At 74.4% G+C, this 26420-nt stretch carries 21 protein-coding genes; 15 read left to right on the top strand and 6 right to left on the bottom strand.

What is annotated here, in order from left to right; translation table 11 throughout:
• The first annotated feature begins 53 nt into the window (after positions 1 to 53).
• From IEY99_RS00105 to mutM, 4 genes are read left to right on the top strand one after another with little or no spacing between them, the layout of a single operon-like run.
• Positions 54 to 1046 carry a phosphate acyltransferase PlsX gene (locus IEY99_RS00105; RefSeq protein WP_229798196.1) on the top strand — a complete coding sequence of 331 codons (993 nt, stop codon included), beginning with the start codon at positions 54 to 56 and terminating at the stop codon, positions 1044 to 1046.
• On the top strand, positions 1043 to 1921 hold the full coding sequence (rnc, locus tag IEY99_RS00100) for a ribonuclease III (protein ID WP_229797938.1): 879 nt from the start codon (positions 1043 to 1045) through the stop codon (positions 1919 to 1921). Before IEY99_RS00105 ends, rnc begins: the two co-directional genes overlap by 4 nt.
• Before the next feature lie 5 nt (positions 1922 to 1926).
• On the top strand, positions 1927 to 3120 hold the full coding sequence (locus IEY99_RS00095) for a putative hexosyltransferase (RefSeq protein WP_189198617.1): 1194 nt from the start codon (positions 1927 to 1929) through the stop codon (positions 3118 to 3120).
• 9 nt (positions 3121 to 3129) lie between these two features.
• Positions 3130 to 3984 carry a bifunctional DNA-formamidopyrimidine glycosylase/DNA-(apurinic or apyrimidinic site) lyase gene (gene mutM, locus IEY99_RS00090; RefSeq protein ID WP_189198616.1) on the top strand — a complete coding sequence of 285 codons (855 nt, stop codon included), beginning with the start codon at positions 3130 to 3132 and terminating at the stop codon, positions 3982 to 3984.
• On the opposite strand, the gene IEY99_RS00085 is transcribed toward mutM, so the two are convergent.
• From IEY99_RS00085 to IEY99_RS00070, 4 genes are all read right to left on the bottom strand, one after another.
• Positions 3920 to 4507, bottom strand: a complete 588-nt coding sequence (locus tag IEY99_RS00085; protein ID WP_189198615.1) for a putative glycoside hydrolase — start codon at positions 4505 to 4507, stop codon at positions 3920 to 3922. The two genes, mutM and IEY99_RS00085, sit on opposite strands and share 65 nt — an antisense overlap.
• Positions 4504 to 5676 carry a hypothetical protein gene (locus IEY99_RS00080; RefSeq protein ID WP_229797936.1) on the bottom strand — a complete coding sequence of 391 codons (1173 nt, stop codon included), beginning with the start codon at positions 5674 to 5676 and terminating at the stop codon, positions 4504 to 4506. Before IEY99_RS00080 ends, IEY99_RS00085 begins: the two co-directional genes overlap by 4 nt.
• Positions 5673 to 7163 carry a DUF3492 domain-containing protein gene (locus IEY99_RS00075; RefSeq protein WP_189198614.1) on the bottom strand — a complete coding sequence of 497 codons (1491 nt, stop codon included), beginning with the start codon at positions 7161 to 7163 and terminating at the stop codon, positions 5673 to 5675. Before IEY99_RS00075 ends, IEY99_RS00080 begins: the two co-directional genes overlap by 4 nt.
• Before the next feature lie 133 nt (positions 7164 to 7296).
• Positions 7297 to 8142 carry a CAP domain-containing protein gene (locus IEY99_RS00070; RefSeq protein ID WP_189198613.1) on the bottom strand — a complete coding sequence of 282 codons (846 nt, stop codon included), beginning with the start codon at positions 8140 to 8142 and terminating at the stop codon, positions 7297 to 7299.
• 219 nt (positions 8143 to 8361) lie between these two features.
• Here IEY99_RS00070 and IEY99_RS00065 point away from each other — a divergent pair, with 219 nt between their 5' ends.
• The 4 genes from IEY99_RS00065 (at position 8362) to IEY99_RS00050 (ending at position 13843) form a co-directional block, all read left to right on the top strand.
• On the top strand, positions 8362 to 8580 hold the full coding sequence (locus IEY99_RS00065; RefSeq protein ID WP_189198612.1) for a hypothetical protein: 219 nt from the start codon (positions 8362 to 8364) through the stop codon (positions 8578 to 8580).
• 301 nt (positions 8581 to 8881) lie between these two features.
• On the top strand, positions 8882 to 9076 hold the full coding sequence (locus tag IEY99_RS00060) for a hypothetical protein (RefSeq protein WP_071805696.1): 195 nt from the start codon (positions 8882 to 8884) through the stop codon (positions 9074 to 9076).
• Between the two features lie 475 nt (positions 9077 to 9551).
• A complete protein-coding gene (gene smc, locus IEY99_RS00055) occupies positions 9552 to 13133 on the top strand; it encodes a chromosome segregation protein SMC (RefSeq protein ID WP_189198611.1) in 3582 nt (1193 codons plus the stop codon).
• Positions 13134 to 13225: 92 nt separating this feature from the next.
• Positions 13226 to 13843 (top strand): HAD family hydrolase, encoded by a 618-nt coding sequence (locus tag IEY99_RS00050; protein WP_189198610.1) that lies wholly within the window; start codon positions 13226 to 13228, stop codon positions 13841 to 13843.
• A gap of 29 nt (positions 13844 to 13872) precedes the next feature.
• Here IEY99_RS00050 and IEY99_RS00045 read toward each other — a convergent pair whose 3' ends face one another.
• Complete coding sequence (locus IEY99_RS00045) at positions 13873 to 14328, bottom strand: DinB family protein (protein ID WP_189200437.1); 456 nt, start codon at positions 14326 to 14328, stop codon at positions 13873 to 13875.
• 145 nt (positions 14329 to 14473) lie between these two features.
• On the bottom strand, positions 14474 to 16162 hold the full coding sequence (locus tag IEY99_RS00040; RefSeq protein ID WP_189198609.1) for an alkaline phosphatase D family protein: 1689 nt from the start codon (positions 16160 to 16162) through the stop codon (positions 14474 to 14476).
• A 154-nt stretch (positions 16163 to 16316) separates the two neighbouring features.
• Here IEY99_RS00040 and ftsY point away from each other — a divergent pair, with 154 nt between their 5' ends.
• The 7 genes from ftsY (at position 16317) to IEY99_RS00005 (ending at position 26309) form a co-directional block, all read left to right on the top strand.
• Positions 16317 to 17525 carry a signal recognition particle-docking protein FtsY gene (ftsY, locus tag IEY99_RS00035; protein ID WP_189198608.1) on the top strand — a complete coding sequence of 403 codons (1209 nt, stop codon included), beginning with the start codon at positions 16317 to 16319 and terminating at the stop codon, positions 17523 to 17525.
• Between the two features lie 70 nt (positions 17526 to 17595).
• Positions 17596 to 18408, top strand: a complete 813-nt coding sequence (locus tag IEY99_RS00030; RefSeq protein ID WP_189198607.1) for a phosphotransferase — start codon at positions 17596 to 17598, stop codon at positions 18406 to 18408.
• 209 nt (positions 18409 to 18617) lie between these two features.
• Entirely contained in the window at positions 18618 to 20009 is a 1392-nt protein-coding gene (locus IEY99_RS00025; RefSeq protein ID WP_189198606.1) for an ammonium transporter, read from the top strand.
• 25 nt (positions 20010 to 20034) lie between these two features.
• A complete protein-coding gene (locus IEY99_RS00020) occupies positions 20035 to 20373 on the top strand; it encodes a P-II family nitrogen regulator (RefSeq protein ID WP_189200435.1) in 339 nt (112 codons plus the stop codon).
• Between the two features lie 19 nt (positions 20374 to 20392).
• Entirely contained in the window at positions 20393 to 22618 is a 2226-nt protein-coding gene (locus IEY99_RS00015) for a [protein-PII] uridylyltransferase (RefSeq protein ID WP_189198605.1), read from the top strand.
• Positions 22619 to 22690: 72 nt separating this feature from the next.
• Positions 22691 to 25201, top strand: coding sequence for a glycosyltransferase family A protein (locus tag IEY99_RS34805; RefSeq protein WP_189198604.1), 2511 nt, complete (start codon positions 22691 to 22693; stop codon positions 25199 to 25201).
• 64 nt (positions 25202 to 25265) lie between these two features.
• Positions 25266 to 26309 carry an O-methyltransferase gene (locus IEY99_RS00005; protein WP_189198603.1) on the top strand — a complete coding sequence of 348 codons (1044 nt, stop codon included), beginning with the start codon at positions 25266 to 25268 and terminating at the stop codon, positions 26307 to 26309.
• Positions 26310 to 26420: the final 111 nt, after the last annotated feature.

The raw sequence follows: 26420 nt of genomic DNA, 5'->3' as shown, positions 1-26420 counted from the left end.
GGCGAACGTCCGGTGCCCCGGGCCCGACGCAGGCCGGCCGCGAGGCCGGCACTGTGCGGGAGCCGGGCACCGCGCGGATCGCCGTCGACCTCCTCGGCGGGGACCAAGCTCCCGCCGTCGTGGTTGACGGCGCTCTGCGCGCCTGCCAGGCCGATCCGGCCCTTCAGCTCTTGCTCGTCGGCCCGGTGGAAGCGGCCGACGCGGTTCTCGCTGCCCTCGGCCCGGAAGATCGCGCCCGGGTGTGCGCCGTCGCGGCGCCCACCGGCCCGCACGGCCGGGACCGGGACGTCAGCAGCGTCGAGTCCGGGGTCCGCTCGGCCGTGCTGGCCGTCGCGCAGGGCCTCGCCGACGCCGTCGTCTCGGCCGGCAACACCGGCGCCACCGTCACCTCCGCGGCGCTGGGCCTCGGCCGCTGGCCGGGGGTACGCCGCCCGGCCCTCACCGCCGTGCTGCCCACCGCCGCCGGCCGGCTCGTCCTGCTCGACGTGGGCTCCTCCGTCGACCCGGACGAGACCACCCTCGCCATGCACGCGCGTCTCGGCGCCGCGTACGCCTCGGTCGTGCACGGCGTCGCGGCCCCGCGCGTCGGCCTTCTCACCATCGGCACCGAGCGCGGCAAGGGCGACCGCCTGCGCCGCGCCGCCCCCGCCGTCCTCGCCGCCCTCGATCTGCCCGCCGGCGGCAGCTACGCCGGCCTCGTCGAGGGCAACGACGTGGTCACCGGCGCGCCCGCGGACGTCGTGGTGGCCGACGGCTTCACCGGCAACGTCCTGCTCAAGGGGCTCGAGACGGCGTACGCGCTGCGGGGCGCCCCGAACCCGGGCCCGGTGCCCCCGCGGGCGGCCGTGCTGCTCGGCGTCGGCGGGACGGTCGTCGTCTGCCACGGCGCTGCCTCGGGCGCCGACATCGCCGCGGGCATCGGCTTCGCCGCCACCCTGCACCGCCGGGCCGCCGTCCCGGCCATAGCCGACTTGATCACCGGTCCCGAGGATCCGGCGACGGACCGCAAGACCCCGGATCCGCAGAACGCAAGAGGTGGTTCATGAGCAGTAACGACAAGCGGCGGCTACGGCCCTCCACCGAGCCGCTCGAGGAGGCCTTCGGCGTCCCCCTCGAGCCGGGGCTGCTGGAGCGGGCGCTCACCCACCGCTCGTACGCGTACGAGAACGGCGGCCTGCCGACCAACGAGCGCCTGGAGTTCCTGGGCGACTCGGTCCTCGGCGTGGTCATCACCTCGGCGCTGTTCCACAACCATCCGGACCTGCCCGAGGGCCAGCTCGCCAAGCTGCGGGCCAGCGTGGTCAACATGCACGCGCTCGCCGACGTCGCCCGTACGCTGGGCCCGCAGGGCCTCGGCCCGCACCTGCTGCTCGGCAAGGGCGAGGAGACCACCGGCGGCCGGGACAAGGCGAGCATCCTCGCCGACACCCTGGAGGCGCTGCTCGGGGCGATCTACCTCGAGCACGGGCTCGGCACCGCCAGCGAGGTCATCCACCGGCTGTTCGACCCGCTGATGGCCGAGTCGGCCGGCCGCGGCGCGGCCCTGGACTGGAAGACCAGCCTCCAGGAGCTGACCGCCGCCCTCGGCCTCGGCGTGCCGGACTACGTCATCGACGACGCGGGCCCGGACCATGCCAAGACCTTCACCGCCTGGGTGGTGGTGGCCGGGGAGCGCTACGGCGGGTCCGACGGTCGCAGCAAGAAGCAGGCGGAGCAGCGCGCCGCCGCGGCGGCCTGGCGCACGCTCACCGAGCGGGCCGAGGCGGAGACCCCGCCGCCCGCCGTCGCGGGCGGCGGCCACGCGGAGCTGTCGCCGGCCGACAGCCGCAACGCCGCCGCCGCGGCCGACCGCAGCAGCAACGCCGCCGGCACCAGCGACAGCCCCGCCGGGGCCGACGACAGAAGCGCCGCCGGCCGGTGAGCGTCGTGGCCTCCGGCACGGGCGAGGCTCCGGCCACGGATGACGACGCGGCTCCCCGGTCCCGGCCCGAGCGCCTCTGGGACGCCGCGGGTGGCTGGCACGGGGCCGCCGTCGCGGCCGGCATCCTGGCGCTCTCCCGGATCCTGCAGATCCTCCTGGTCGTCCGCCTGGACCGGGCCACCGAGGAGCCGGCCGGGCTGCGCGCCAACCTGCTCATCTGGGACGGCGGCTGGTTCATCAAGGCCGCCGCCGGCTACCCGCAGGGCTACACGTACGGGACCGACGGCGCGCTCGACGGCAACGAGCTGGCGTTCTTCCCGCTCTACCCGATGCTCATCCGGGGCCTCTCCCAGCTCGGGCTGGAGCCCGGCACCGCCGCGCTCACGGTGAGCTGGCTCGCCTCGGTCGGCGCGGCGGTGGCCCTGCACCTGCTCGGCACCAGCCTCTACGGGCGTCGCAGCGGCTGGGCCCTGGTGGCGCTCTGCTGCACCGCGCCGATGTCGGTGGTGCTCTCCATGGCGTACTCGGAGAGCCTCTTCCTCGCCCTGCTCGCCGGGATGCTCGTCGCCGCGCACCGCAAGGTGTGGTGGGCGGCCGGGCTGCTCGGCCTGGGCTGCGCCCTGACCCGGCCGACCGGCGCCGCGGCCGCGGTGGCCCTGGCCGTCGCCGCGGTCATGGCGGTCCGCAGCGACCCGGCCCGCAAGTGGCCGCCGCTCGCCGCCGCCGGCGTCGCGCTGGCCGGGGTCCCGGCGTTCCTGGGCTGGGTCGGGTGGCGCGTGGGCGACGCGGACGCGTGGTTCCGCATCCAGACGGCCGGCTGGGGCACGTCCTTCGACTTCGGCGCCAGCACGCTGACCTTCCTCGGCGACACGCTGACCACGGGGGACCGCTGGGTGCCGATGAGCGTCGCGCTCATCCTGCTCGTCGCGGCGGTCGCGGCGGCCGTCGCGCTGGCCGGCCGGCCCTGGCTGCCGCTCACCGTCTACGGCGTGGTCGCCATGGTGCTCGTGTACGGCCAGGCCGGCTACTACCACTCCAAGCCCCGGCTGTTGTTGCCCGTCCTGCTGACGCTCCTGCCGGCCGTGATCGCCGCGGGCCGGGCGCGTCCCCGCGTGGCCGTCCTGGCGATCGCCGCCTGGGCCGCCTTCGGCCTGTGGTACGGCGCGTACCTGCTGGCCGTGTGGCCCTACACCATCTAAGAGAGAGCGATGCCCGAGCTTCCCGAGGTCGAGACCGTCCGGCAGGGCCTGGCCACCTGGGTGGCCGGCCGCCGCATCGAGCAGGTCGAGGTACGCCACCCGCGCGCGATCCGCCGGCACCTGCCCGGCGACGTGCACTTCGCGGCGGTGCTCGCCGGGCGCACCGTCACCGGCGTCTCCCGGCGCGGGAAGTATCTCTGGCTGCCGCTGGACTCCGGCGACGCGATCATCGCGCACCTGGGCATGAGCGGCCAGTTGCTGATGCAGCCCGCGGACGCCCCGGACGAGACGCACCTGCGGGTCCGCGTCGCTTTCGCCGACGACGGCCCGGAGCTGCGCTTCGTGGACCAGCGTACGTTCGGCGGGCTGTCGGTCTCGGAGGGCGGCGCCGCGCTGCCGACCGAGATCTCGCACATCGCCCGGGACCCGATGGACCCGCTCTTCGACGACGAGGCGTTCGTGGCGGCGCTGCGGCGCAAGCGCACGGAGGTCAAGCGGGCCCTGCTCGACCAGACATTGATCTCCGGAGTGGGCAACATCTACGCCGACGAGGCGCTCTGGCGGGCCGGGCTGCACGGTGCCCGGCCGACGGACGCGCTGACCGGACCGGCGGTGCGGCGGCTGCTCGGCCACGTGCGCGACGTCCTCGCCGAGGCGATCGTCGCCGGGGGCACGAGCTTCGACGCGCTCTACGTCAACGTCAACGGCGAGAGCGGCTACTTCGACCGGGCGCTGAACGCGTACGGGCGCGAGGGCCAGCCGTGCCACCGGTGCGGCACGGCGCTGCGCCGCGAGCAGTTCATGAACCGTTCGTCGTACAGCTGCCCGCGCTGCCAGCCCCGCCCGCGGAAGCCGCTCCGCTGACGTACGGCCCGGCGTCGGTGGCGAGCCCGAAACCGGCTCCGCGGCGGCCCATCAGCCGGCGGGCGGCGGTCAGCAGTTCCGGCGGCACCCCGTGCACCAGGTGGCCGTCGCCGGGGCGGACGCCGTCGCCGTCCCAGCCCTGGTAGGCCGACCACGGCCCGTCGAAGGTGCAGATCTTCACGCCCAGCTCGCGGTAGAGCGGATGGGTGGGCACGCCCGGGTTCAGTACCACGCGGTGCAGGCCGCGGCGGGCGGCCAGCCGTACCGTCAGCGCCACCGGGCCCACCCCGCTCGATCCGGCGGGCGCCCGGTCCAGGAACAGGCCCTGCACGCCGTCCTCGCGCCACGCGTCCACGTCGGCCAGCACGTCCGCCAGCGACCGCCCGCCCCAGTCCAGGTCGACCCGGCCCAGCCGCTGGTGCGCCGAGCGCGGCGGGCCGGGCCGGTCCTGCACGACCCAGGTGTCGGGGTCCACGGCCAGCTCGGGCGACGGCGGCGCGTACGGGGGGAACAGGGTCTTCACGGCGTCCTCCGGGGGTCAGCGGCGGTACGGGCGACGATGAGCAGGCCGGCGAGATGGGTCGCCGCCAGCAGGGCGACCACCGTGGGCAACGGCTCGACGGGCAGCACCGGTACGGCCGGCGTGGCGAGCGCCACCGCGGGCGACGCGGCGGCGAGCAGGGTCGCGACCCCGGTACGCCCGCGCCAGCCGAGCAGCAGGGTGATCGCCAGGACGCCGCTGAGCAGGATCCCGCCCGCGAGGACCAGCACGGCGCCGCGGGTGCCGCCCGGCAGCCGGTACGCGGCCGCGGCCAGCGCCGTCCCGGCGGCGAGCGGCGGTAGCAGCGCGGCGACGGTCACGACGGTGACGCCGCTCAGGTGCTCGCGGAACTCCGCGTCGCTCTCGGAGACGTCGAGCCCCGCCTGGACCTGGCGGCGGTGCCAGCCGATCAGCGCCTCCAGGACCGGACCGGCGGCGAGCAGCGGCACCACCGCCAGCGCGGCGGCGGCCGGCGGGCCCGCCTGCCACAGCAGCGCGACGCAGGAGGCCTGGGCCGCGCCGAGCAGCAGGCGGGTGCCGCCGTAGCGCAGGTCGCCGGGGCGCAGCCGGCCCACCGGCGAGGAGCCCAGGACGGCCCGGAAGGCGCGGGCGGCGGCCAGCGCCACGGCGGCCGGGACCAGCGCGGCGACCGGCACCGTCTCGGCCAGCGTGTCGCCGACGGTCCCGGCGACGCCGAAGGCGGCGAGCAGCCAGCACGGCAGGCTCCACCGGACCACCGTCGCCTCGGTGCGGGTCACCAGCGCGGCGGTGACCGTACCCAGGGAGAGCAGGCCGCACAGGCCGACCGTGACGGCGAGTCCCCGGTCCGCGCCGACCAGGCCCGCCGGCGCGAGAAGGACGATCACCACCCAGAGCGCGGCCGCGGCGGCGAAGCCCCGCGCGACCACCGTGGCGGCCGGGCCGCGCCCGGAGCGCCGCGCGACGACGGCGCCCACCCCGGTGAGGGCGTGCGCGAGGCTCCAGCCGAGCAGCAGCGTCCCGGCGGTCACCGGCCCGGCGACCCGGCCGAGCGGGCCGGCCGCCGCCACCGCGACACTCAGCGGGCCGAGGTAGAGGGCGCAGCGCAGCAGCGTGGCACCGAGGGCGGGCGCGCGCAGACTGCCGCCGCGCAGCGCGAGGTCGGCGGTCACCGGTCCTCCCCGGCTCCGGCGAGCCAGCGCACGGTGGCCGGGCGCGCGTCGCGGGGGGCGGGAACGGCCAGGGTCAGCTCGTAGGACGGCGCCGGCGCCGGACCGGCCAGGTCGGTGTAGAGCGCGCCGTAGACCCGCACCACCCGGTCCGCGGTGAAGCAGGCGAGGGCCCGGCGGCGGGCCGCGTCGCCGAGGGCGCGCCGGCGGGCCGGCGCGGTGAGCAGCCCGGTGCAGGCGGCCGCGAGCGCGCCGGGGTCGCCCTGCGGCACGACGACGCCGGCGTCGCCGAGCGTCTCGGCGACGGGTCCGACGTCGATCCCGACCACCGCGCGGCCCGACATCATGGCCTCGATCAATCGGTACGGGGGATCCGACGGCCCGGGCACGTGCACGACGAGGTGGCCCGCGGCGTACCGGTCGCGGGGGTCGGCGGGCAGCGGGTGCAGGCGGACCGCCCGGCCGAGCCCGGTGCGCTCGACCTGCTCGGCGCAGTGGTCCTCGTGGGCGCGGGCGACGCCGACCAGGTGCAGCACGGTCCCGGGCACGGCGGCCGCCACCTGGGTGAACGCGGCCAGCAGGTGGCCCAGGCCGCTCTCCGGCCCGCCGTTGCCCGCCCACACGACGGCCGGCGGGGTGCGCGACTCCGGCGCGCACGGGAAGTCACCCGGGTCGACGCCGGCGGGCACCGGGACCAGCCGGTCCGGCTCCGCGCCGTGCCGCAGCGCCCAGGAGTGGTGGTACTCGCTGAGCGGCGCGATCAGCCCGGCCTCGGCGTACCCGGTGCGGGCCACGGCACGGCGGAAGCGGCGCAGGACGGTCTGCACGGCGGGGGACAGCCGCTCCTCGTTCGCCCGCAGCTTGGCCACCGGTGCCCGGGCCTCGGTGAGCAGCAACGGCGTCCCGCTCCGCCAACGGCCGGCCAGCGCGGCCAGCAGCGGGGTCGTGCCGCCCACGCAGTGCACCAGGTCGGCCTGCGGCAACGGTACGGCCAGCGCCCGCGCGGCGTGGCGCAGCAGGGTGGCCGCGGTCCGCGCGTCCCGCAGGCTGAGCCGCGGCAGCCGCTCGTCGGCGCCCGACGCACGCCCGGCCCGCCACGCCTCCAGCAGCACGTCCGCCAGGGGTACGGCGTTGAGCGGCGACCCGGCGGCCATGCCACCGCCCTCGGCCAGCACGGCCAGGCCCATCAGCCCGCGGGCGAACGCCTCGTCCTGCTCGAGCACCAGCCCCCGGCACAGCAGTACGGCCGCCGCCGTGGCGTGCTCGTCCCGGCCCTCGCGCCGCGACGTCTCCCGCGGCAGCGCCACCGTCCGGGCCGAGCTCACGTGGCCGGGCAGCGGATAGGCCGGACCGCCGGGCGGCTCGCGGTCCGAGACGGTGACCAGGTCGAAGCGGAACCGGCCGAGACCGTCGACGAGCGTCCGGCACCAGCCGCCTAGCGCGTCCCGGCGGAACGGATAGCCGCCCCCGGTGAGCAGACAGATGCGCATGCGGTCAGCACCGCGGGCGCGTCGGGGGCGATATCACGAAGGCTGCAACGACGCAGCGGCGCGAAGGAGGGGGAGCCTGTCGGCTAGGCGACAGATCTTTAGCCCTTTTGTCGGGTTTATCCGGGCTCTTTGCTCAGGAACGGCCGAAAAGCTGTCCCCACACGATCGTCCCGTCGACGCCCTTGACGGCCCCGGCGCCGATCGCCTTGAAGTCGCAGTTGAGGATGTTGGCGCGGTGCCCCGGGCTGTTCATCCACGCGTCCATGACCGCGGCGGCGTCGCGCTGGCCCCGGGCCACGTTCTCGCCGCCCGGATCGTCGTAGCCCTGCTCCCTCGCCCGCTGGGCGAAGTCCCGGCCGTCGTCGCTCACGTGGCTGATGTAGAGGTCGTCGTGGGTGCCGAGCTCCTGGACGTGCAGGCGCATCGCCGTACGCAACCTGGTGTCGGGGTCCACCGGGCCGCAGCCGGCCCGGTCCCGCTCGACGTTCACCAGCCGGACGACCTCGGACTCCTGGCCCGCGAGCCCGGCCGCCACCGGAGGCCTCGCCGCCGGCTTCCGCGGGCTCTCCGCCGGCGCCTGTGCCGCCTTCGGTGCCGGCGCGGCGGTGGTCTTCTTCGCCGCCGGCTTGGTGGTGGCCGGCTTCGAGGAGGGCGTCGCCGCCGCGCCGGACGGGGCCGGTGCGGCGGACTGGCCGGCGGTGCCCGTGCTGGCGCCCGGTGTCGCGCCCTCGGCGTCGCGCGCTACGGCGGCGACGGCCGCCTCGGGTCGCTCGGCGGCAGTGCCCGAGCCGGTGAAGGCGGACGGGAGGAAGGCGGCGCCGGCGCCGAGGACGGCCAGTACGCCGCCGACCGGCAGGATCAGCCGGGCCGCCGGCGGCATCGGCCGCCGTCCGCGGTGCCGTCCGGCCCATCCCGCGCGCTGTTCCCGCTCGATCGCCGCGTGCTGTTCCCGGTCGGTCTGCTCGATCGGCCCGCGCAAAGTCCTGCCTCCGTGGTCCCCAGGGATCGAGGAAATTCGACCCGGGCGACGGTAAGCAGTCCGGCCGATAGGCGGCAAACCAGCTAAGGAAGATCTAAGACTCCGTTCGGGCACGGACCCACCACTTCGGGTTCGGCCTTTCGGCGTGGTTGCGCCGCCGCACGGCTCGACGGGGTCCGACGGCGTTTGCCGGCGCTCCGGACCCGGTATCCGACAGGCATGCTCGACCCGAGGCACCTCGAACTGTTGCGCGACTGCGATCGGTACCTGGAGCGGCAGCAGGTGCTGCTCGATCGGCTCGCCGGCGAGGACCGGGCGGACGCGGTCCTCGCCGCCATGGATTCCGCCTTCGATCAACTGCTGCATGCCGTCACCATCGCGTGGCGCGGTGTGGTCGCCGACCTCGGCGACCGTCACCCGGACGAAGAAACGGCTTGATCCAAGCGTGGGCGGCGTGCCAAGGTGGCGTGATTCACTGGTAGACGGGGGTCGGCGCGTTGTCCACGGCTTGACGGAGCCTGGTCATCGGCGCACCATAGAAGAGTCGCCAGTCGCGCCCATCTGTGCTCAGTCGAGTCCTGAGCGCGGATACATCTGCCACCCACATAAGTTCGTCGGGTGCAGAGCGCTGCCCCACGCGTGCCCGTGGGAGCAGGTGTGCAAACCACTGGGCGCGCGTTTGGCCGGCCTTTTCGGCAGCGCTTACACAAGAGACGCAAGTGTCTCACAAGGAGAAGTCATGGCGAAGGCCCTCTACGGCCACGTAGGTGCGGCGCCCGACCGGCGCCTGCTCGACGAGGTCACCCGGCTGCGTTCCAGGGTGCAGGCTATGGAGTTCGAGATCACACGCCTGCGGGCGGAGAACGATCGTCTCGCGGCGGCGGCCGCGGAGGCGGACGATCTGATGCGGCTGACCGAGCCCGCGCTGACCTGAGCTCCGCGCGGCGCCGCGACCGGGCGCCCCGCAGTCCCCTCGCACCAGGCAACGCAAACAGAAAAGCGCGCCTCCACAGACACACGTGGCGGCGCGCATCTTTTTGCGGTAGCGGCGCACATCCTTTTGCGCCCGGGTGGAGCTGCCACTTTTCACGCAGGCGCCCGGCGCTTCGAGCCCGCGTGGCAACCGCACGCTGCGCCTGCCGTCGGCGGGCACCCCCTTTTTCGCCGGGTGCCGCGGCCTGTTCGCCTCCCTGCGCGGTGGCGTGCCAACTTCGGGCCGTTTTCCTCGCTGTTCGCGCCGGCTTCGTCGCTTTGCGCGTGGATGCCGCCATGCCTCCGGTCCGCCGAAAAGGACAACCGGGCGCCAACGCCGCAGACGGACAGGATCCGGGACGCGCGGCGTGCACGGACATGGCCCGCACCTGCGGGTAACCTGCTGCCGGAGAGCTAACCGCGACCCCCGGAGTCCCGTGCACCTCAAGAGCCTGACGGTCAAGGGCTTCAAGTCCTTCGCCTCCGCAACGACGCTGCGGCTGGAGCCGGGCATTACCTGTGTGGTGGGCCCCAACGGCTCCGGCAAGTCCAACGTCGTCGACGCCATCGCCTGGGTCCTCGGTGAGCAGGGTGCCAAGGCGCTGCGCGGCGGCAAGATGGAGGACGTGATCTTCGCCGGCACCGCCGGGCGGGCGCCGCTCGGCCGCGCCGAGGTGACGCTCACGATCGACAACGGCGACGGGGCGCTGCCCATCGACTACACCGAGGTGTCGATCACCCGGCGGATGTTCCGGTCCGGCGAGAGCGAGTACGAGATCAACGGCAGCTCCTGCCGCCTGCTCGACATTCAGGAACTGCTCAGCGACTCCGGCATCGGCCGGGAGATGCACATCATCGTCGGCCAGGGCCGGCTCGACGCCATGCTGCACGCCAAGCCCGAGGACCGCCGCGCCTTCATCGAGGAGGCCGCCGGCGTCCTCAAGCATCGCAAGCGCAAAGAGAAGGCGATCCGCAAGCTCGACGCGATGCAGACCAACCTCAACCGGCTCAACGACCTCACCGCCGAGCTGCGCCGCCAGCTCAAGCCGCTGGGCAAGCAGGCCGAGGTCGCCCGCCGCGCCGCCGGGATCCAGGCCGACCTGCGCGACGCCCGGCTGCGGCTGCTCGCCGACGACCTGCACACCCTGCGGACCACCCTGGACAAGGAGATCGCCGACGAGTCGGCGATGCGCGAGCGCCGGCAGCAGGTCGAGGACGAGAACCGCGAGGTGCAGCGCTGGCTCGCCGACCTCGAGGCCCAGCACGCCGAGGACGCCCCGCTGCTCCAGGCGGCGCAGGACACCTGGTACAAGCTGTCCACCCTGCAGGAACGGTTCCGCTCCACCGAGCAGCTCGCCACCGAGCGGCTGCGCCACCTCGCCGCCACGCCCGACGACGAGCGCACCGGCCGCGACCCCGACCAGCTGGTGGCCGAGGCCGAGCGGGTGCGCGAGCAGGAGGAGGAGCTGCGCGAGGCGCTGACCGAGGACCAGATGCGGCTGGCCGAGGCGGTCGAGCACCGCCAGGAGCTGGAACGCCAGCTCGCGGCGGCCGAGGGCGCCCTGCGTACGGCGGCGAAGGCGATCGCCGACCGGCGTGAGGGCCTCGCCAAGCTGACCGGGCAGGTGAACGCGGCCCGGGCCCGGACCGGAAGCGCCGCCGAGGAGATCGAGCGCCTCGCCGCCGCGCACACCGACGCCCTGAAGCGCGCCGAGGCCGCCCAGGCGGAGGTCGACGCGGTCTCCGCGGAGTCGACCGAGGCCGACCGCGACAACGCCGAGCTGGACGCCCGGCACGCGGAGGCGGTCGCCGCGCACGACCGCGCCGCCGCCGTGGTCAAGGAGCTCTCCGACGCCGAGCGCACCGCCGAGCGGGACGCCGCGAGCTGGAAGGCCCGCGAGGAGGCGCTCGCCCTCGGCCTCAAGCGCAAGGACGGCGCGGGCGCGCTGCTCGGCCGGGCGGACCAGGTGCCCGGCCTGCTCGGCAGCCTCGCGTCGATGCTGACCGTCCGGCCCGGTCACGAGGCCGCGCTCGCGGCGGCGCTGGGCGCGCTCGCCGACGCGGTCGCCCTCAGCGGGATCGACGAGGCCGTCGAGGCCATGCGTACGCTCAAGATCTCCGACGCGGGCCGTGCCGCCCTGGTCGTCGCGAGTCCCGCGACGCCGGGCATGCAGGGGTCGCTCGACTCGCTGCGGCCGTCGCTGCCGGAAGGCGCGGCCTGGGCGCCCGACGTCATCGACTGTCCCGACACCATCCGCCCGGCACTGCACCGCGCCCTGCGCGACGTCGTCCTCGTGCCGGACCTCGCCGCCGCCTCCCGGCTGGTGGCCCAGAACGCCGAGCTGCGCGCCGTCACCCCCGACGGCGACGTCCTCGGCGCCCACGCCGCGGCGGGCGGATCCGGCAAGGCCACCAGCTACATCGAGGTGCAGGCCGCCGTCGACGAGGCCCGCGCCAACCGGGAGGCCGCCGAGCAGTCCATCGCGGAGCTCGAGGACCGGCTCGCCGAGGCCCGCGCCGCGGTCGCCGAGCACAAGGAAGCGGTCAACGTCGCCGCCGCCGCCAAGCGCGCCGCCGAGGGCGAACGCAACGCCGCCGCCCGCCGCCTCGCCGAGCTGGGCGCCGCCGCCCGCTCCGCGCACGCCGAGTCCGAGCGGCTCGGCGCCTCCCGGCAGAAGGCCGAGGCCAACCGCGACCGGGATCTCGCCGGCCTCACCGAGCTGGAGGAGCGGCTGCGGCTCGCCGAGGCCACGCCGATCGACGAGGAGCCGTCCACCGAGGAACGCGACCGGCTCGCCGCGCTCGTGCCCCAGGCCCGTCAGAACGAGATGGAGGTGCGGCTCGCCGTGCGTACGGCGGAGGAGCGCGTCTCCTCGATCGCCGGACGGGCCGACTCGCTGCTGCGCCAGGCCAACGCCGAACGCCAGGCCCGGGAACGGGCCGCGGCCCGCCGGGCGGCCCGCGCCCGCGGTGCGGAGGTCGCCAAGGCGGTCGCGCTGGGCGCGGCGTCGGCGCTGGCCCGGGTGGCGGTCTCGCTGGCCGCCGCGGTCGAGGTGCGCGACGAGCTGGCCCGCGCGCGTACGGCCCGCGAGGCGGAGCTGTCGGAGGTACGCGCCTCCGCCAAGCGTCTCGTCGCCGAGCTCGAACGCCTCACCAGCGAGGTCCACCGCGACGAGGTGGCCCGCGCCGAGCAACGGATGCGCATCGAGCAGCTCGAGGCGAAGGCGGCCGAGGACTTCTCCCTCGACGTCGACACCCTCGTCGCCGAGTACGGGCCCGACCAGCTCGTACCGCCGACGCAGGCCGAGGTGGCGCAGGCGGAGAAGGACGGCAAGGACGTACCGGAGCCGGTGCCGTTCCACCGCCCCACCCAGGAGAAGCGCGCCAACAAGGCGGAACGCGACCTGGCCCTGCTCGGCAAGGTCAACCCGCTCGCCCTGGAGGAGTTCGCGGCGCTGGAGGAGCGGTTCAAGTTCCTGTCGGACCAGCTGGAGGACCTCAAGGCCACCCGCAAGGATCTGCTCACCGTGGTCAAGGACGTGGACGACCGCATCCTGGAGGTCTTCACGTCGGCCTTCGAGGACACCGCCCGCGAGTTCCAGACGGTGTTCCAGGTGCTCTTCCCGGGCGGCGAGGGCCGCCTGGTGCTGACCGACCCGGAAGACATGCTGACGACCGGCGTCGAGGTCGAGGCCCGCCCGCCCGGCAAGAAGATCAAACGCCTGTCCCTGCTCTCGGGTGGCGAGAGGTCTCTGACGGCGGTGGCGATGCTCTGCGCCATCTTCCGCGCCCGTCCCAGCCCCTTCTACATCATGGACGAGGTCGAGGCGGCGCTGGACGACGTCAACCTGGGGCGTCTGATCACGCTCTTCCAGCAGCTCCGGGAGAAGAGCCAGCTCCTGATCATCACCCACCAGAAGCGGACGATGGAGGTCGCCGACGCCCTGTACGGCGTGACGATGCGCTCCGGCGTCACGCAGGTGATCAGCCAGCGGCTGAACCGCGAGCAGGAGGACTGAACGCCGGATGGTCTCCCGGCCGAGGTGGCCGGAACCGCGTGCCGGGCGCGGCGTAATCTTGGGGAAAACGTGGAGAGAGGATCGTTCGCCGCATGCAGCGCCAACCCGCCCAGGCCATGCTCATCGACCTGGACGGCGTGGTCCGCCGCTGGGACCCCGCCGTCGCGGCGGCGGCCGAGGCGGAGCACTCCCTGCCGGAGGGTGTGCTGATGCGGACGGCATTCTCCTGGGATCTCCTCCGTCCCGCCGTGGCCGGCGAGATCACCGACGCGGAGTGGATGTACCTCGTCGCCAAGCGCCTCCCGCTGCCGGAGGACGAGGCCACCGCCGCGGTCGCCCGGTGGCAGCAGCACCGCGGCACGGTGGACCCGGAGGCCCTGGCGTTCGTCCGGGAGGTCCGCGCGGCGGGACGCCCGGTGGCACTGGCCACCAACGCGACCGACCGGCTCCGCGAGGACCTCGACTCCCTCGGCCTCACCGGCGAGTTCGACGCGGTGGTCAGCTCCTGGGAGCTGAAGATCCACAAGCCGGCCCCCGAGTTCTTCGCCCAGGCCACCGCCACCCTGGGCGTCGACGCGCCCTGGGTGCTCTTCGTGGACGACGACGACCGGGTGATCCGCGGGGCCCGGGCGGCCAAGCTGCTCGGTTTCCGGTGGTCGGGGCCGCAGGACCTGCCCTACCTGCGCAAGGCCCTGGCCCTCCCCGGCTGACGGCTGGACACCGGCTCCGCGCGGGTGGGTCAGTCGCCGGTCTGGCCGTCGATGCGCTCGCGGAGGAGGTCGGCGTGGCCGTTGTGGCGGGCATACTCCTCGATCATGTGCAGGTAGACCCATCGGAGGCTGGTCGCCGGTCCGTTTTCCCTGGTGAACTCGTGGTCGAGCGGCAGGCCCGCCACCGCGGCGCGGGCCGCTTCGATCTCGGCCAGGAAGGTGGCGTGGTCCTTCTCCGCGTCGGCCTCCGCGACGTCGTCGAAGTCGCCGTCGACGTTGGTGTCGTCGCAGTAGAGGTAGGGCAGCTCCTGGCCCGCCGCCCGGATGCGGAACCAGCCGCGCTCCACCTCGGCCAGGTGCCGGAGGAGCCCGAGCAGCGTCAGCGTGGACGGCTCGACCGCCCTGGTCCTCAGCTGCTCCGCCGAGAGGCCGGCGCATTTCGTCAGCAGGGTCTGCCGGTGCCAGTCCAGCCAGCCTTCGAGCATGGCGCGCTCGTCGCCGGTGCAGGGTTCGCTCACTCGATGCGCCGCAGGCGCGGTCCAAGAAGTCACCACGACATAGTGGACCGTCCCTACGACAATTTCCGCCGCCGCCCGAAAGCCTCGAGGACGGGGGAGCGGTGCCGTCTCGTCAGTCGGTGAGGCGGACGGCGGCCACCGTGAAGAGGTTGCCGTCCTTGGTGGTGCCTTCGACCTCGACGTCCGCGCGGGCTCCCGTGTGGCGCAGGGTGCCGACCGCGTTGCCGAAGTACGGGCCGGCGACCCGCTTCCAGGTCAGCGGCGGCCGCTTCACTCCGGCCGACCTGGCGAGCGTGCGCATGGCTCGCGCCGCCACGCGGGACCAGCTCAGGCGCATCAGGGGCTTCAGGGGTGCCGGGACCTGGTTGTGGATGGGCGAGCAGGTCAGCTGGTGCACGGGGGTGCGTACGGCCGGTCCCAGCAGGGCGCGGGCCACGTACGAATGGTGAACGTCGCCCGAGAGGATGCTGATGGTGGCCGGGGGTGCGTAGGCGCCGCCCGCGCCGACGCGTTGCCGGGGTGCTCCCTCGCCGCCCTCGCCCAGGCGGCGGCAGAGCTCCGTGAGGGCGTGGAACGAGCGCCCGAAGGCCGCCCAGTGCTCCAGGTCGACGGCCCGGCGGATCGTCTCGGCGAGGGCCGCCCGGCGGGTGCCGGGCCGGGCCGTCAGCCGCTCGTTCCAGGCCTCGACGTGGTGGATCGCCGGCGGCATGAGCCAGGGCAGGGACGACCCGATCACCAGGTGGTCGTAGTCGCCGTGGGCCTGGTCGACGAACCAGCGCCACTCCGCGGCCGGCAGCATCTCCCGGCGGGCCGGGACCAGGACGCGGTTGCAGCGGTTGTCCAGCATCACCAGGCGGGTGCGGCCCACGTCCAGGGCGAAACTCCACTGGTACGGCCGGTCGGTGTTCTCCGCCGACGACGGTGAGTCGACCGAGAGGCCGAAGTCGTGCAGCAGCTCCGTCGCGTCCGGGGTGGCGGCGATCTTGGCCAGCAGCGGATCGGCGGCGAGCTCGTCCGGGCTCATGTTGCCCAGGTGCTGGTAGACCCAGTACGACGCCAGGCCGCTCGCGATGCGCTCCGCCCACCAGGGCTGCGCCGACATGTCCGCGCGCCACGCCGCCGAGGTGTTCCAGTCGTCGATGATCTCGTGGTCGTCGAAGATCATCACGCTCGGCACGGTGGAGAGCAGCCAGCGGACCTCCGGGTCGCGCCAGGATTCCAGATAGAGCTTGGTGTATTCCTCGAACGACACCACCTCGTTCGCCGGTGCCGCGTGGCCGGCCGGGCGGTGACGGCGCAGGAAGCGGCGTACCTTGGCCGAGGTCTTGTCCGCGTAGACCTGGTCGCCGAGGAGCACCATGAGGTCGGGGCGCAGCTCCGGACCGGCCGGGTCGGTCATCAGCCGCCGGGCGTACGCGTCCAGCGCGTCGGGCGGAAGCTTGCGGCCGGTCGCGTGCGGGGTGGCCTCGCGGCACGAGCCGAAGATCATGCTGACCGGGTGGCCGGCGTCGTCGGCCGGGCGGGTCACGATCACGCTCGGCGGGTACGGCGAGTCCGGCTGGGGCCACACCTCGCGCTCGTCGAGCCACACCCGGTATTCGCTCGCCACGCCGCGGCGCAGGCCCGCCACCACCACGATCGCGTAGTGGTGCCCGTACGCGGAAAAGGTGGGCGCGGCGCCGGCGCCGCCGCCGGTGGCCTCGACCCGCACCCGGGCCGGACCGGTGGTCTCCACCCAGATCGTCGCCTGGTCGCCCACGACTCGGCGCAGCACCGGCCCGATGAGCAGGTGCGCGGTCACCGTGTCGCCGTGGTGAGAGCCATGCAGCCATCCTCCCCACCGCCCCGGGATTCCGCCACCACGCTTTCGGTCACCTCGTGATCACCGGGTGGTGTGCACCGGCAACGGACGGGTGGCACCACGCGCCTCCGGCCCATCTGTCAGGATTTCGTACATGGAATACGTGGTCACCTCCCTGATCCTGCTCGTGGTGCTCATCGTCGGGGCCGTCGGTCTCGTCGTGCCGCGGCTGCGGCGGCGGGAGCTTCCGCCGCCCGGGGAGAGCCGGCCCGGGGAGACCCGGGCGGGGACGACCACGCTCGAACGCCCCCCGGCCGCCCCGCCGGTCCCGCAGACCGAGACGCTGCCGCCGCTGATCGAGCGCCCGGCCGCGCCGCCCGTGGTCGAGGAGCCCGTGGTGGAGGCCCCGGCGAAGCCGGCCCTCGAGAAGCCCGAGCCCACCGCCGGCCGCCTGGTGCGCCTGCGGGCCCGGCTCAGCCGTTCGCAGAACGTCTTCGGCCGCGGCCTGCTCAGCGTGCTCTCCCGCGACCACCTGGACGAGGACGCGTGGGAGGAGATCGAGGACAGCCTGATCACCGCCGACGTGGGTGTCGAGGCCACCCAGGTCATCGTCGAGCGGCTGCGCGAGCGGGTCCGGGTGCTCGGCACGCGGACGGTCGCCGGGGTGCGCGAGCAGCTCGCCGAGGAGCTGACCGCCGCGCTCGATCCGGAGCTCGACCGCAGCCTGCGCACCGCGCCGCACGACGGGCGTCCGGCGACCGTGCTGGTCGTCGGGGTCAACGGCGCCGGGAAGACCACCACCTGCGGCAAGATCGCCCGGGTGCTGGTCGCGGACGGGCGTACGGTGCTGCTGGGCGCCGCCGACACCTTCCGGGCCGCCGCCGCGGACCAGCTCACCACGTGGGGCGAGCGGGTCGGTGCGGAGACCGTCCGGGGTCCCGAGGGCGGCGACCCGGCCAGCGTGGCGTTCGACGCGGTGAAGCGCGGCATCGACGTCGGTGTGGACACCGTGCTGATCGACACCGCCGGCCGGCTGCAGAACAAGGTCGGGCTGATGGACGAGCTCGGCAAGGTCAAGCGGGTGGTGGAGAAGCACGGCCCGGTCGACGAGACCCTGCTGATCCTGGACGCCACCACCGGGCAGAACGGCCTGGAGCAGGCCCGGGTGTTCACCGAGGTGGTGGACGTCACCGGCGTCGTGCTCACCAAGCTCGACGGCACCGCCAAGGGCGGCATCGTCATCGCCGTGCAGCGCAAGCTGGGGATTCCGGTCAAGCTGGTCGGTCTGGGCGAGGGTCCGGACGACCTCGCGCCGTTCGAGCCCGCCGCCTTCGTCGAGGCCCTGCTTGGCGCCGACGCGTAGGCTCGAAGCCGGTGAGCCCGTGATGGGGCGGCAAGCCCGTGCAGCGGGGAACTTCCAGGGGAGGTCGTGGGTGACCCAGGAGCGCAGCGCTCCCGACAGCAGTCGCGAGATCCCCTTGCACGGCGGCAACGTCAGCACGGTCTCCAAGGTCGGCGACACGGTACGCCGCAACGCCGGCCCGTGGACACCGGCCGTGCACGCCCTGCTGAACCATCTGCAGCAGGTCGGTTTCACGGGGTCGCCGCACGCCCTCGGCATGGACGAGAAGGGCCGGGAGGTCCTGTCGTACCTCGACGGCGAGTGCGGCGAGTATCCGCTGGCGCCGCACTGGACGACGGAAGAGGCCCTGGTCACGGTCGCCACGATGCTGCGGATGTTCCACGACGCGCAGTACGGCTTCCAGCCGCCGCCGGGCGCGGTCTGGCGCAGCTTCGGGCCGCCGCCGCCGGACACCGAGGTGATCTGCCACCACGACGCGGCCCCGCACAACGTGGTCTGGCGGCCGGACGGCACGCTCGCCCTGATCGACTTCGACCTGGCCTCGCCGGGGGCGCGGATCTACGACGTCGCGTACGCGGCCTGGACCTGGGTGCCGCTGTTCAGCGACCGGGACTCGTACACGCTGGGCTGGAAGCGGCCCAACCGGCCGCGGCGGCTGCGGCTCTTCGCGGACGCGTACGGGCTGATCCCGCGGGACCGTCACCGCCTGGTCCGGACCATCCGCAAGCGGATCGTCGACCACGTCGAGGGCATCCGCAGGATGGCCGCGGCGGGCGACCCGGCCTTCGTACGCATCGTGCACAAGGGACATCTACGGCGCCCGATGCGGGATCTCCGCCTGCTCGACTACGAGCGCCACACCTTGGAGTACGCCCTGCGGTGACCTCCCGCTTGTGAGAGTTTCTTCACACGTACGAAACAAACGGTGACCTGCCGGAAATCGCGCGTTGACCCTGCGCGAAACAGCCGACCGGGAGGCTTGCGCCTCACACCGGTCGAACGGCGCGACGCTGCCCCGGCGCCGGCTCCGCACTGCCCGCACGGATCCGCGGCGGGCAAGCGCGGCAGGACACTAATCGGAGAGGAGGCAGCGTGGAGATCAACACCGGCAACACCGCCTGGTTGCTCCTGTCGTCTGCGCTCGTTTTGCTCATGACTCCGGGTCTGGCGCTGTTCTACGGTGGCCTCAACCGGTCCAAGGGCGTACTCAACATGATGATGATGAGCTTCTCGTGCATCGGGCTCGTCTCCGTCCTCTGGGTGCTCTACGGCTTCACCCTGGCCTTCGGCGTGAACGGCAGCGACGGGCTGAACACCGTCATCGGCAACTTCTCGTACTTCGGCACGGGCACCGACGGGATCACCGAGGAGTGGCTGTTCTTCGGCGCGCACACCGGCATCCCGACCTACGCCTTCATGGGCTTCCAGATGATGTTCGCCATCATCACCGTCGCCCTGATCAGCGGCGCCGTCTCGGACCGGATGAAGTTCGCCGGCTGGGTCGTCTTCGCGCTGGCCTGGTTCACCCTGGTCTACGTGCCCGTCGCCCACTGGGTCTGGGGCGGCGGCTTCGTCGGCTCCAAGATCCGCGCGCTGGACTTCGCCGGCGGTACGGCGGTGCACATCAACGCCGGCGCCGCCGCGCTGGCGCTCTGCCTGGTCCTCGGCAGGCGGGCCGGCTGGCCGCGGGAGAACATGCGCCCGCACAACGTGCCGTTCGTCGCCCTCGGCGCCGGCCTGCTGTGGTTCGGCTGGTTCGGCTTCAACGCCGGTTCCGAGCTCACCGTCGACGGCACCACCGTCTTCGCCTTCCTCAACACCCAGGTGGCGACGGCCGCCGCCCTGGTCGGCTGGGTGGTCGTGGAGTGGCTCCGCGACGGCAAGCCAACCCTGGTCGGGGCCTCCTCCGGCGCGGTGGCCGGCCTGGTCGCGATCACCCCGGCCTGCGGCTTCGTCGCCCCGCTGCCGGCCGTGCTGATCGGCCTCGTCGCGGGTGCGGTCTGCGCCCTCGCGGTCGGCCTGAAGTACCGGCTGGGCTACGACGACTCGCTGGACGTGGTCGGCGTGCACTTCGTCGGCGGCTGGATCGGCTCGCTGGCGATCGGCTTCTTCGCGACCGCGCAGGTCAACGCCGGCATCACCGACCCCGCCATCCTCAACGCGAGCGAGGGCCTGTTCTACGGCGGCGGGCTGGCCCAGCTCGGCCGCCAGGCGCTCGGCAGCCTCGTCGTGACGCTCTACTCCTTCGCCATCGCCGCGGCCATCGCCCTGGCCATCCGGGCCGCCAAGGGCCTGCGGGTCTCCCCCGAGGCCGAGATCACCGGCATCGACATCGCCGACCACGGCGAGACCGGCTACGACCTCGCCCCGAGCGGCGGTGCGGGCGGCGGCGGGGCCTTCGCGATGGCCGGTCTGGCCGGCGCGACGCCCGCACCGGCGGACACCGAGGGCAAGGCGGCCTCGGCGGAGAAGGTCGCCGGATAAGTTCTCTGACATGGAGGGACTGAGCATGAAGCTGGTGACCGCTGTCATCAAGCCGTACCAGCTCGACGCGGTGAAGGAGGCTCTGCACGCCCTGGGCGTCGCCGGGCTCACCGTGAGCGAGGTACAGGGATATGGGCGGCAGAAGGGCCACACCGAGGTGTACCGGGGCGCCGAGTACACGGTCGAGTTCCTGCCGAAGATCAAGGTCGAGGTGGTCACCGACGAGATCGACGTCGAGAAGGTCGTGGACGCGGTGGTGAACTCCGCGCGTACCGGCAAGATCGGCGACGGCAAGGTCTGGGTCACGCCGGTGGACGACGTGGTCCGGGTCCGCACCGGTGAACGCGGCCTCGACGCGCTCTGAGCCGCCGGCGGCGCCACAGGTGCCGTCCGGCGCCGCGCCGGAGGTCCTGCGAGCCCACGTGGGCGCCGCGGCCCGGGAGTCCCGGGCCGCGGCGCTCGACGCGTGGCTCGGCTCCGTGTTCCCCGGCCACGTGCCGGGGGTCAGCCTGGTGGCGGTCGGCGGGCTGGGGCGGCGCGATGTCGCCCCGCACAGCGACCTCGACCTCGTGCTGCTGCACCGCGGCACGGCCGGGATCGACCGGATCGCCGCCGCGCTCTGGTATCCGATCTGGGACGCGCGGATCGGCCTCGACCACTCCGTGCGGACCCTCCCCGAGGCACTCTCGGTCGCCCACGACGACGTGAAGGTCTCCCTCGGGCTGCTCGACGCCCGGCACGTCGCCGGTGACGCCGCCCTCTCCGCCGAGTTGGTCGCGGCCGCCGGGGACCAGTGGCGGCGCACGGCCGTACGCCTGCTTCCTCGGCTCAAGGAGCTGACAGCGGCCCGGTGGGCGGCCCACGGCGAACTCGCATTCCTGCTCGAGGGCGACCTCAAGGAGGCCGCCGGGGGTCTGCGCGACCTGACGATCCTGCGTGGCATCGGCCGCGCCGGGCTCGCCGACACCCTGCGGCCCGCGGTGCGCGCCGCCGTCCTGCGCCTGCTGGACACCCGCGACGCCCTGCACCTGGCCGCGGGCCGCCGGGTCGACCGGCTGGTCGCCCAGGAACGCGCGAGCGTCGCCGCGCTGCTGGAGCTGGAGGACGCCGACGCGCTGCTGCGCCGCGTCTCCGGCGACGCCCGGACCGTCGCCCACGCCCTCGACGACGCCTGGCGGGCCGCCGACCGGCTGCGCGGGGTACGCCGCCGCGGCACCGCCCCGGGCACCTCCGGGCGCCGGCCCGTCGCCCGGGACGTGGTCGAGCAGGACGGGGAGCTGGTGCTCGCGCGGACGGCGATCGGTCCCGTGCCGGATCCGGCGCTGTCCCTGCGGGTCGCCGCCGCGGCCGCGGCCGTGCGCCTGCCGATCGCCCGGGCGACCTGCGAGTGGCTCGCCGCCTTCTGCCCGCCGCTGCCCACGCCGTGGCCGTCCGCCGCCCGCGGCGCGCTGGTCTCGCTGCTCGGCTCCGGGCCGGGGCTGCTGCCCACCTGGGAGACGTGCGACCGGTACGGCCTGATCGACGCCTGGCTGCCCGAGTGGGCCCGGATGCGCAGCCTGCCGCAGCACCACCCGGTGCACCGGTTCACCCTGGACCGGCACCTGGTGCAGGCCGCGTACGAGGCGACCGCCTACGCCCGCGAGGTGGACCGTCCCGACCTGCTGCTCATCGGCGCCTTCCTGCACGACGTCGGCAAGGGCCTGCCCGGCGACCACAGCCTCACCGGCGCCCCGATCGCGGCCGGGATCGCGGCCCGCATCGGCCTGCCGAGCGCGGATGTGGCGACCGTCGAGCGGCTCGTCCGCCTGCATCTGCTGCTGCCGGACGCGGCCACCCGGCGCGACCTCGGCGACCCGGTGACCATCTCCACGGTCGCCGAGCAGGTCGGCGACACGGCGACCCTGGACCTGCTGCACGCGCTCGCGCGCGCCGACGCGCACGCCACCGGGCCGGGCGCGTGGTCGGACTGGAAGGGCCGGCTGATGGCCGAGCTGGTCCGCCGGGTGCACACCGCGCTCGACACCGGCGAGCTGCCCGCGCCGCCGGAGCCCGGGCCCGAGCTGCGGACCGGCGACCTGCCGGCCGTGCACCTCGACGGCGACCGGGTCGCGGTGGCCGCGGCCGACCGCCGCGGGCTGCTCGGCGCCGTCGCGGCCTGTCTCGCCCTGCACCGCCTCGACGTCGTCGCGGCGGACGCGTCCACCGTCGACGGCAGGGCGATCGTCGAGTTCCTGACCCAGCCCCGGTACGGCTCCCCGGCGGACCCCTTCGCGCTCGCGGCCGACCTGCGCCGCGTCGCCGCCGGCGACGTGTCGGTGACCCAGCGGCTGCGGTCGCGCCCGGCGCCGGCCCGCGACGGCGCCGCCCCGCGGGTGGTCTGGCTGCGCGCCGCCGCCACCGACGCCGTGGTCCTCGAGCTGCGCGCGGCCGACTCAGCCGGGCTGCTGCACCGGGTCGCCGCCGCGCTGGACGAGGCCGGCGCCGAGCTCCGGGCGGCGCGCATCTCGACGCTCGGCGGCGACGTGGTCGACGCCTTCTACCTCGTCGGGGCCTGGGCCGACCCGGCGGCGCGGGCCCGGGTCGAGGCCGCGGTGCTGGCCGTGGCCTGAACCGTCACCTGCCCCGTGGCGGCGGCGTTGCCTTAGTGACATTCAGGGGCTTAAGAAGAGGTCTGTTGCCGCATGGGGGAACCAGCCGGTCTGCTCGACGACTACCTGAGGATCGCCCGGTACCACGTGCAACGGGCCGTGCCGCCCACGGCGATCCGGCTCCGCTCGCTGGAGATGCGGCGGCTGCTGGCGTACATCGCGCTGCGGGACACCGGGGCCGCGTACGCCGACCTGCTCGCCGCCGTCCGCGGCGGCGACGTGGCCTGGTTGCGCCGGATCAAGCGGGAGGCCCGCCCGTCCGTGCTCGCCGGGCTGGCACAGACGATCGCGTTGCAGGACATGCTCCCGTCGGACCGCACCGACGCCCTCGGACTGTACGAGCTGGTCCGTGACGCCTGGGGAGCCCGCGCGCTCCCGGCCGCCCACCAGGGACTGCACGCGCAGCTCAGCTACGCCTGGCGGGGACCCGACGCGGCGCGCGCGTTGCTGCGGGCGTACCCGCGGATGAGCGAGGCGGTCCGCACCGACCTCGAGATCGACGTGGCCAACCCGTTCGCCGGCGACGGCGAGCTGCCGGTGGCGCCGTGGCTCGCCGCGTTCCAGCGGCTCATGCCGAGGCCCTATCCGGCGCTCGACCCGGCCAACGGGCTGCCGCCGTTCGACCGGCTCACCGTGGCCGCCCCGAGCGTGCCGGTCGACGAACCGCAGCGGATCTCGGTCATCGTCACCGCGTTCCATCCCGACGAGGGCCTGATCACGGCGGTCCGCTCGATCCTCGCCCAGTCCTGGCGCAACGTCGAGATCGTCATCGTGGACGACGCGTCGCCGCCGGAGTACGACGAGGTGCTGCACCGGGCGGCCGCGCTCGGCCCGCGGATCCGGGTGGTGAAGCAGCCGTACAACCAGGGCACGTACGCGGCGCGCAACGCCGGGCTCGACGCGGCCGAGGGGGAGTTCGCCGCCTTCCAGGACTCCGACGACTGGTCCCACCCGCGCCGCCTCGAGCTGCAGGTGCGGCCGCTGCTGGAGAACGCCCGCATCGTCGCCACCACCACGGACGGGCTCGCCGTCACCGAACGGCTCGTGCTGACCCGCCCGGCCGTGCGGCGCGGGCGCTTCAACCCGTCGTCGCTGCTCTTCCGCCGCCGGCTGGTACTGGACCGGATCGGCTACTTCGACCAGGTCCGCAAGGCCGCGGACTCCGAGTACATCGGACGCATGCGCGCGGTCTACGGGGAACGGGCCGTGCGCCACCTCGACGCCGAGCCGCTGGCGCTGATCCGGCTGTCCGAGGGCTCGCTGTCGCGCGCGGAGATCCGGGCGTACTGGATGCACCCGGCCCGGGTCGCCTACTCCTCGGCCTACCACCAGTGGCACGGCCGCATCGCGGCCCGGGCCGCGAAGCCGTACCTTCCCCGCGAGGGCGGCGAGCGGCCGTTCGCGGCGCCGGACCATCTCCGGTACGCCCGCGGGGAGGCGCCGCCCCGGCCCGAGTACGACGTGGTGATGGCCGGCGACTGGCGTTTCCTGCAGGGCCCGCAGCTGTCGGCGGTGGAGGAGATGCTCGCCCTCACGGACCGGGGACTGCGGGTGGCCGTGCTGCACCTGGAGTCGCTGCGGCCGATGGCCCGGCGGCGCTACCCGCTCGCCGGCCCGGTCCAGAAGCTGATCAACGCGGGCCGGATCGCCCAGGTGCTGCCGGGCGACGTCAACGAGGCGGCGCTGGTCGTGGTCCGGCACGCCGCGGTACTGCAGTTCGCGTCGGACGACGAGTGCCTGCTGCGGCCCCGGCGGGTGCTGGTGGTCGCGGACCAGGCACCGGTGCGTCGTGACGGCCTCGACCACCGCTACGAGCCCGCGGCGTGCACGCGGACGGCCACGCGGCTGTTCGCGGCGCCCGTGGTGTGGTGTCCGCAGGATCCGGAGGTCCGGGCCGCGTTGCGGGCGTACCCGGCGCTCGAGCTGACGCCGTACGACCTGCCGGTCGTGATCGGGACCGGCCGGTGGACGGCGGCGCGCGACGGCGCCGGCCGGGGCCTGCCGGTGGCCGGGACGGACCTGTGCGACCACGGGGTGTGGCCCCGGGACACCCGCGAGTCGCTGTACGTCTTCGACGACCTGCACAGGGTGGACGTCCGGCTGCGGTTGCCGGACTGGCCGCGGGTCGAGGTCAACCTCGGCGGCCCGCGCTCGCATCTGGTCTACGAGGCGGCGGACCTGGACCTGCGGGCCTTCCTGCACCAGCTCGACTTCTACCTGCACTTCCCGCACCCCGAGACGGTGGAGACCTTCTCCCGCCCGGCGTGCGAGGCGGCGGCCCAGGGATGCGTGGTCGTCACCCAGGAACGGCATGCCGCGGTCTTCGGCGACGCCGCCGTCTACTGCGCACCGGCCGAGGTCGCGGGCCTCGTCAAGCGCTACAGCGAGGACCGGGTGCTCTTCGCCGAGCAGAGCCGGCGGGCCCGCGCCGTCATGGCCAACGCCCACCAGCCGCAGGCGTACGTGGACCGCATCGCCGCTCTGGTCCACGCGCCGCACCACCCGGCGCCGGCCCAGCGCACACCCGAGGTCGCCCGCGCGTAACGGGCGGGGAGGCGCCGGAGTTAGGGGACGTGTTGAGACGCGCGTACATCGGAGGTTTGAGCGAATGAGCGGCCTGACCCGGTTCGGCGGTCGGCTGGCGGTACGGCTGCAGAGCCTGACCCGTCCGCAGGCGGTGGTGCTCATGGTGGTGCTGGCGCTCGTCGCCGGCATCTGGACGGCGGCCGCGTCCGGGCACGCCGGCCTCGCCACCTCCCTTGTCGCGGTGCTGCTGCTGGGTGTGCTGCTCGGCATCCTGCACCTGTCGCGCTGGATGGCCGGACTCCACCGGGCCAACCAGGCCGCCCACCGCGACCTGCGGATCGTGGTCGAGCAGATGCAGCGCCGCGTGGTGGCGGGGGTCGAGAAGGAACGGCTCACCGCGGGCGACCGGCACCAGGAGCTGACCCGGACCCTGACCCGCGGCCTGCGCCAGCACGGGCACGGCAACGATCTGCTGCTGCGCGCGCAGAGCCGGGAGATCGAGGCGATGTTCCAGCTCTTCGCCGAGTTCACGCCGCGGGCGCCGATGCCGTCCTCCGGCGACTTCGCGCTCAACCCCACGGACCTGCTCGAGCTGCTGCACCTGGTCCGGCTGCGCCGGCCGCAGCTGGTGGTCGAGCTCGGCAGCGGCACGTCGACGGTGTGGCTGGCGTACGCGCTGGAGAAGACCGGCGGGCGGCTCGTCTCGCTCGACCACGACGACGACTACGCGCGGCGGACCCGCGAGCAGCTGGACGCGCACGGGCTGTCGGCGGTGGCGGAGGTGCGCACCGCGCCGCTGACCGAGCTGGCCGTGGACGGCAAGACCTACCGCTGGTACGACGTCGAGAAGCTCGCCGACGTCCGCGACATCGACCTGCTGCTGATCGACGGCCCGCCCGCGTCGACCGGGCCGGACGCCCGCTACCCCGCACTGCACGCCCTGCAGAGCCGGCTGGCCTCGGTGGCGACGGTGGTGCTCGACGACGCCGACCGCCCGGACGAGCAGGACGCCGTCCGGCGCTGGACCGAGACGGTCACCGGCCTGAGGTGCGAGCCGCGCCTGCTGGGGCGGCACGCCGTGCTGTCGTACTCGCGCAGCGGCGCGCAGGCCTCCGTACCCGCGTGAAAAAAGACCGGCCGGCATGCGGGGGCATGCCGGCCGGTCGAGGGGGAGGGTAAGGTCAGCGGCTGCCGAAGACCTGGGTGTAGTACGGGGTGCCGTTGGCGGAGTAGACCA

The organism is Couchioplanes azureus (assembly GCF_014648355.1).
GTDB lineage: Bacteria > Actinomycetota > Actinomycetes > Mycobacteriales > Micromonosporaceae > Actinoplanes > Actinoplanes azureus.
This window is presented reverse-complemented; position numbering and strand designations above follow the sequence as displayed.